Annotated in this window: 4 protein-coding genes; all 4 read right to left on the reverse strand. The window is 55.4% G+C overall.

All coding sequences use genetic code 11. From position 1 onward, the window contains the following. Window positions 1-118: 118 nt before the first annotated feature. The 4 genes from AC0YNU_RS32355 to AC0YNU_RS32370 all read right to left on the reverse strand — a co-directional run bounded on the left by AC0YNU_RS32355 (window position 119) and on the right by AC0YNU_RS32370 (window position 5,456). Window positions 119-1,024 carry a carbohydrate ABC transporter permease gene (locus tag AC0YNU_RS32355; RefSeq protein ID WP_475764067.1) on the reverse strand — a complete coding sequence of 302 codons (906 nt, stop codon included), beginning with the start codon at window positions 1,022-1,024 and terminating at the stop codon, window positions 119-121. A gap of 14 nt (window positions 1,025-1,038) precedes the next feature. Beyond that, entirely contained in the window at window positions 1,039-1,995 is a 957-nt protein-coding gene (locus tag AC0YNU_RS32360; protein WP_475764069.1) for an ABC transporter permease, read from the reverse strand. 115 nt (window positions 1,996-2,110) lie between these two features. After that, window positions 2,111-3,673 carry a response regulator transcription factor gene (locus AC0YNU_RS32365; protein ID WP_475764071.1) on the reverse strand — a complete coding sequence of 521 codons (1,563 nt, stop codon included), beginning with the start codon at window positions 3,671-3,673 and terminating at the stop codon, window positions 2,111-2,113. Further along, the gene (locus AC0YNU_RS32370; protein WP_475764074.1) at window positions 3,663-5,456 is read right to left on the reverse strand and encodes a sensor histidine kinase; all 1,794 of its coding nucleotides are present in this window, start codon (window positions 5,454-5,456) and stop codon (window positions 3,663-3,665) included. Before AC0YNU_RS32370 ends, AC0YNU_RS32365 begins: the two co-directional genes overlap by 11 nt. Between the last annotated feature and the right edge of the window lie 544 nt (window positions 5,457-6,000).

Genomic DNA, 6,000 nt, shown 5'->3' on the forward strand with positions numbered 1-6,000 from the left:
GAAGTGGTCGCCTTTGTAGTCGGATATCCACCATTTCTGAATTCACCCATTCAAGATATCCGACTACAACAGCGAGCGGAGACTCGCACCGACCGCAGGGCAATTTTTACATTCCGGGCTAGCTCTTCACAGCGCCCAGCGTCATACCTTTAACAAAGTAATTTTGCAAGAACGGATACACCACAAGAATCGGCACGGTTACGATGATCGTGATCGCCATCTTCACCGATTCCGGCGAGATCTGCGCCATGACCTCCGTCATGTTGCGGCCATGGAAGCTGTCGGCGTTGGTCGTCGTGCTCTGAATGACCTTCATGAGCTCGAATTGCAGCGTCGTCAGATAATCCTTCGAGCCGTTATACAGGTAGGTGTCGAACCAGGAGTTCCACTGGCCGACGGCCAGGAAGAGCGCGATCGTGGCGAGCGCCGGCTTCGTCAGCGGCAGAATGACCCGCCAGTAGATCGTGAAATCGTTCGCGCCGTCCAGCTTGGCGGATTCCTGCAAAGCGTACGGGATGCCGTCGATGAACGAGCGGATGACGAACACGTTGAAGGCGCTCACAAGACCGGGAAGCACGTAGACCGCGAACGTGCCCATCATGTGCAGGTCCTTGATCAGAATGTAGGTCGGAATCAAGCCGCCGGAGACGTACATCGTCAGGGCAAGAAACGTGGAGACGAAGCGGCGTCCCTGGAAGTCGACCCGGCTGAGCGTGAACGCCAGCATCGAAGCACTGATCAGGCCGAGAATCGTGCCGACGACCGTACGCAGGATCGAGATTTTCAGACCGGTGATCAGGCCGGAGAAGGCGAAGATCGTTTCATAGTTCTTGAACGTGAACGCACGAGGGAAAATCGTGATGCCGCCTCGGACGCTGTCGGTCGAATCATTGAGCGAGATCGCCAGGACGTTCAGAAACGGATACAGCGTGATGACGGTGACGAGCGTGATGACGAAGTAAACGGTGAAATCGAAGAAGCGGTCTGACCAGGGGGTGCCGCTCGAGAATAATCGTGCTTTCATCTGCCGCAGCCTCCCTAAATGATGCTTTCTTTCGTGATTTTTTTGAAAATGCCGTTCGCGGTGAACAAGAGAATGACGCTGACGACGGAGTTGAAAATATTGATCGCCGTCCCGAACGAATACCGCCCCATGCCCAAGCCGTAATTCAGCGCGTACAGGTCGAGCGTCTGCGAGTAATCGCGCACGAGATTGTTGCCGAGCAGGAACTGCTTCTCGAAGCCGATGCTGATGAGATGGCCGATCGAGATGATGACGAGCACGATGATCGTGGAGCGAATGCCCGGCAGCGTGATATGCCATGCTTGCTGCGACCTGCTGGCGCCGTCGACGCGTGCCGCTTCGTACAGCTCGGGCCCGATGCCGGCGATGGCCGCCAAGTAAATGATCGTGTTCCAGCCGGTCTCTTTCCAGATATCGGAAGCGGTGACGATGCTCCAGAAGAGATTGCCTTTGGCCGCGAATTGAATGGGCTCATGGATGATATGAAGCCCGACCAGCAGGTCGTTGACGGCCCCGTTGTCCGTCGAGAGCATCTTGGTCACGATGCCGGCCGCGACGACCCAGGACACGAAATGCGGCAAGTAGGAAATCGTTTGCACGAACCGTTTCAGGAAGCCGATCCGAACCTCGTTCAGCAGAATCGCGAACACGATCGGGATGATGAAGCCGGCGACCAGGCCCATGACGCTCATAGCCAAGGTGTTGCGCAGCGCTTGGAAGAACGAATCGTCGTGGAACAGCTCCTTGAAATACTTGAGTCCGACCCACTCCTGGTCCAGGAACGAATCCTTCGGCTTGAATTTCTGGAACGCCATCGTCCAGCCCCAGAGCGGCAGGTAATTGAAGACGAACACCCACAGCACGAAGGGAAGCGACATCAAGTATAAGTATTTCTGCTGGAAGAACGTGCCCCAGAAACGGGATTTGCGCCGTGCCGCAGGCTGCGGCTTCAACGTTGTAACGGCTTTCATTTGGCGATACCTCCTTGCTGTATGGCTTTATGATACCGGATATAAAGCGCTTCCAATACCACTGCAATTGGGGGTAAAATCATGTGAAAATTGCATCCGGCTTTGGACCTATCGATCATTTCTTGCGGTATGCGGACGGCGATCCCCCGACGTATTTGCGGAATTTGGCGTGAAAATAATCCGCGTTGGCGTACCCGACCTTCTCCGCCACCTGATAGACCTTGAGCCCTTGCTCCAGCAGCTCCTTGGCCTTCTCGATCCTCACCTTGTCGAGGTACGTATTGAAATATTCGCCCGTCTCGCTCTTGAACAGCTTCCCGAGATACGCGCTGTTGTAATTGAACACCTCGGCCAGCGTCTCCAGCTTCAGATTCTCGTCATAGCTGCGCTGGATCAGATCGATCATCTTCTTGATCTGCTTGTCTCCGCTGCAAGCGGAGCTGCCTTTCAGCAGGGCAGGCAAAATCGCGTTCAGCTCCCGCTCCAGCTCGTCGTAACGGACATGGTCATAGATCGCCAGCATGCAGCGGGACAGCAAATCATGATCCAGCTTTCGTTCATCGCCGGACTGGGACAGCTTGCCCGCGACGGCCGTGACAAGGCCGGCAAAGGCGGATTTCACGGCTTCCTCCGCCTGACCGCAATCGATCAACCGGCGGCCCGTGCTGCTGATAAGCTGCGCGACCGCCTCGGCGTTGCCGACGTCGATGGCAAAATAGAGCTTATCCGCCAAAGCCGGAACATCGATCGCGCAGTCCGCTGCCGACGGCGTAACGGCAGCCGGCGGATGACTCGGGGCCGTGCCGGACATAACCAGCTGTCCGCCTGCATAGAAGAAGCGCCGCTCCAGCAGCCGTGCCGCTTCCAAATACGATTGCCGAATGTCGCCTAGCTGCGTCACGGACGAACCGCCGGCTGCCGCAATATGTATGCCGGGCTCCGTAATGAGCGATGCCAGCTCATTGTATACGCGTTTGCGCGCCTTCTCTTCCTGCAACCGATCGGGCAGCAGCAGCACAAGCGCGGTGTCCACGGCCAAGACGACGCCTTTGCCTGCCTCATCGTAGGCGGTAACGAAACGGTCCCGGATCGCCTCGAATTGCCCCGGCTCCAAGGCGCGGTCCTTCCCTTTCAGCTTCACGATCGCAATGCTGTAGCTCTCCCAGCAAAGTCCCGCCGCCTCCAGTTCGGTCGGACCTGGCGTTTCCCGCTGCGTCTCGTCTGCGGACACTAAGGCTTGCAGCAGCTTCTGCCGACTCCATTCCTGCATCGATCCGCTGGCCAGCTTGGCCTGCCGCTCGCGCTCCATGACGCTCGCGAGCTTGCTCAGATGAGCGGTAAGCTCATCTTCATCGACCGGCTTCAACAGGTAACCGTCAATGTTCAGCCCGATGGCCTTCTTCGCATAATCGAAATCCGCATACCCGCTCAGAATGAGCACATGCACCTCTTCGTCCGTCTGCCTGACCGCTTCGATCAGCTCCAGACCGCTCATGCCCGGCATCCGGATGTCCACGATGAGCAGATCGGGACGATGGGTCGTGATTTTGCGCAAGGCATCCTTGCCGTTGGCCGCCGTGTCCATGACGGCGAAGCCCAGCCCTTCCCAATCGATTAAGGTTCGCAGTCCCTCGCGGATTGTCGGTTCATCATCGGTAATCAGCACGTTAAACAACATGGCGATCCACTCCCATCGGTATCGTAAATTGAACATTCGTCCCTACGCCAGGCCGGCTCCAGATGCGCAGACCGTATTCCTGCCCGTACATCAGCTTCAACCGCATGTGTACGTTGCGGAGTCCGATATGGTTGCCTTCGCTTTCCTCGATGTCGTCCAAGGAGCCGCGGAGCTCCTCAAGCTTCTCCTGCGGGATCCCCTCGCCGTTATCGGATACCTCCACCTGAATGCGATTGTCTTCGACGACCGCGGAGATGCGGACGCAACCGCCGGCTTCCCGGTTCTCCAAACCATGAATGACGGCATTCTCCGCTAGCGGCTGTATGATGAGCGGCAGGATCGGAACCTGCTCGGCGGCGGGATCCATGTTCAGCTCATACCGCAGCCGGTCCTCATAGCGGAATTTCTGAATGTCCAGGTAACAGCGCACCATATCGATTTCGTTGCAGAGCTGCACGGTGCGGCTGCCGGCCTCGAGATTTTTGCGCATCAGCTTGCCGAGCAGCTTGACGACGTTCGAGATTTCGCGCTCGCCCTTCAAATGCGCTTTCATGCGGATCGATTCCAGCGCGTTGAACAGAAAATGCGGATTGATCTGACTGGCCATCATTTTGAATTTGATCGCGTTCTGTCTCGACTCCAGTTCGACCTTCTGCCGGTTAGAATCCTGCACCTCGACGATCAGCTCGTTAATGCTCGCCACCATGCTGTTGAATTGCCTGGACAGCTGCCCGATTTCATCCTTGCCGTCGATCTCGAGAGCGACGTCCAGATTGCCGGTACCGACCTTCGTAATATATTTGCTCAGGCGCATCATGCGTTTGGAAAGCATCGCGGAGAAGCCGTAGATCAGCATAATCGCGACCACCAGACTGATGATGATAACCGTCAACCCCAATTGGATGATGCGGTTCGGTTCCTTCATGATGTCATCGATGGAGAACACCGATATAATGCGCAGGGCGTTCAGGCTCGACTCGGGCACGAGCGGCTCGATTTGGATCTGCGAGGAATTGCCGCCGACGTTCGCCTTGAAGCTGCCGCTCTTCGCAGCGATGACTTTGGGATCATAGCTGATGCTGGCCAGCGTGCTTCCGACGCGACCCGGCCGATTCGCCGCGACGATGCGGTTGTTGCCGTCCACGATCATCGTCTCGAATTTCTCCTGACTGAGAATCGATTCCAGCTTGTCGGAGCTGACATTTATGACGAGCACTCCGCTCGTATGCTCGGTCAGAAAATCGATTTTGCGCACCAAACTCAAATAATAGCGATGATCGCGCTCGTCCTCCATGTAATACCAGGCCGCAAGGCCGCTGTTCGTCAATGCTCGCTTGTACCAGTCGGTCTGCATCACGTCCGGCGTCGGCTGCAGAAACTCCCAATTGTTAAGCAGCGTTTGGTTATTCACGTACAGCCGGATATTGGAGATATCCTTGTACAAGCGAATGTAATCCTTGATATCCGGATATTCCTTGTACGCCTTGACGACCTCGTACACCGACTCGTAATGCTGGTTGGCCAGCGTCTCCAGCCGGCTGTCATTGGACATCCGGTACGAAATATCGTACGACACGTTGATGACCTCGCTGGTCCGTTTCTTGACCCGTTCCATGTTGTTCGCCGTCTGCTCGAGCGCGTTGTCGAGCGCCATCGTGCGGAGCTCGCTGGTGAGGAAAGCCCCCACGATCAGCACGGGCACGAAGGTCACGAAAATAAAGGAAAACACCAGCTTCGTTCTCAGCTTCAGGTCATTGATGCCGCGTTTCATGAAGTAAATCATGCCGGACGTCCTCCCAGTATTTATGAGATTTATGTAAGCGTTTGCAAATTTGCGGAACGTAAATTGTCAATTTTGTCCTTGTTCATTGTAATCAAACCTTCCGCGCAAAACTAGAGTACAATTTATTCCATTTTCATGTCATAATTAGTGATTTGTCCGCTGGTGAGAAGAACGGCATGCACCGGCTGCCAAAACCCAAGCTGTTTTGTCCGATGAGGTACGGGTTTAGCCGGCTCACTCTCAAAATCGGCGCTCGACGATATCACAATCGAATAAGATGGCCGTTACAACCGAGGAACTTCATTGTCTTGCTGAACGCTGATGCAAACGATATCGTCCTGATAGCGAGCGTAAATCTAACTGTCATAAAGCTAACGGTTGCCCGAGCGGCTATTCTGGTCAAAAAGCCATTTTAACCGGCTAACGGTTGCGGTGGGTCTAGAATGAAAAGTGGACACCCGTTAAGAGAATTAACATAATGGTCTTAACAGGAGGTGTTCACATGGGTGAGCAGCGGCAAAGGTACACAGAGGAGTTCAAACGT

It is taken from the genome of Paenibacillus sp. J31P316 (assembly GCF_056269105.1).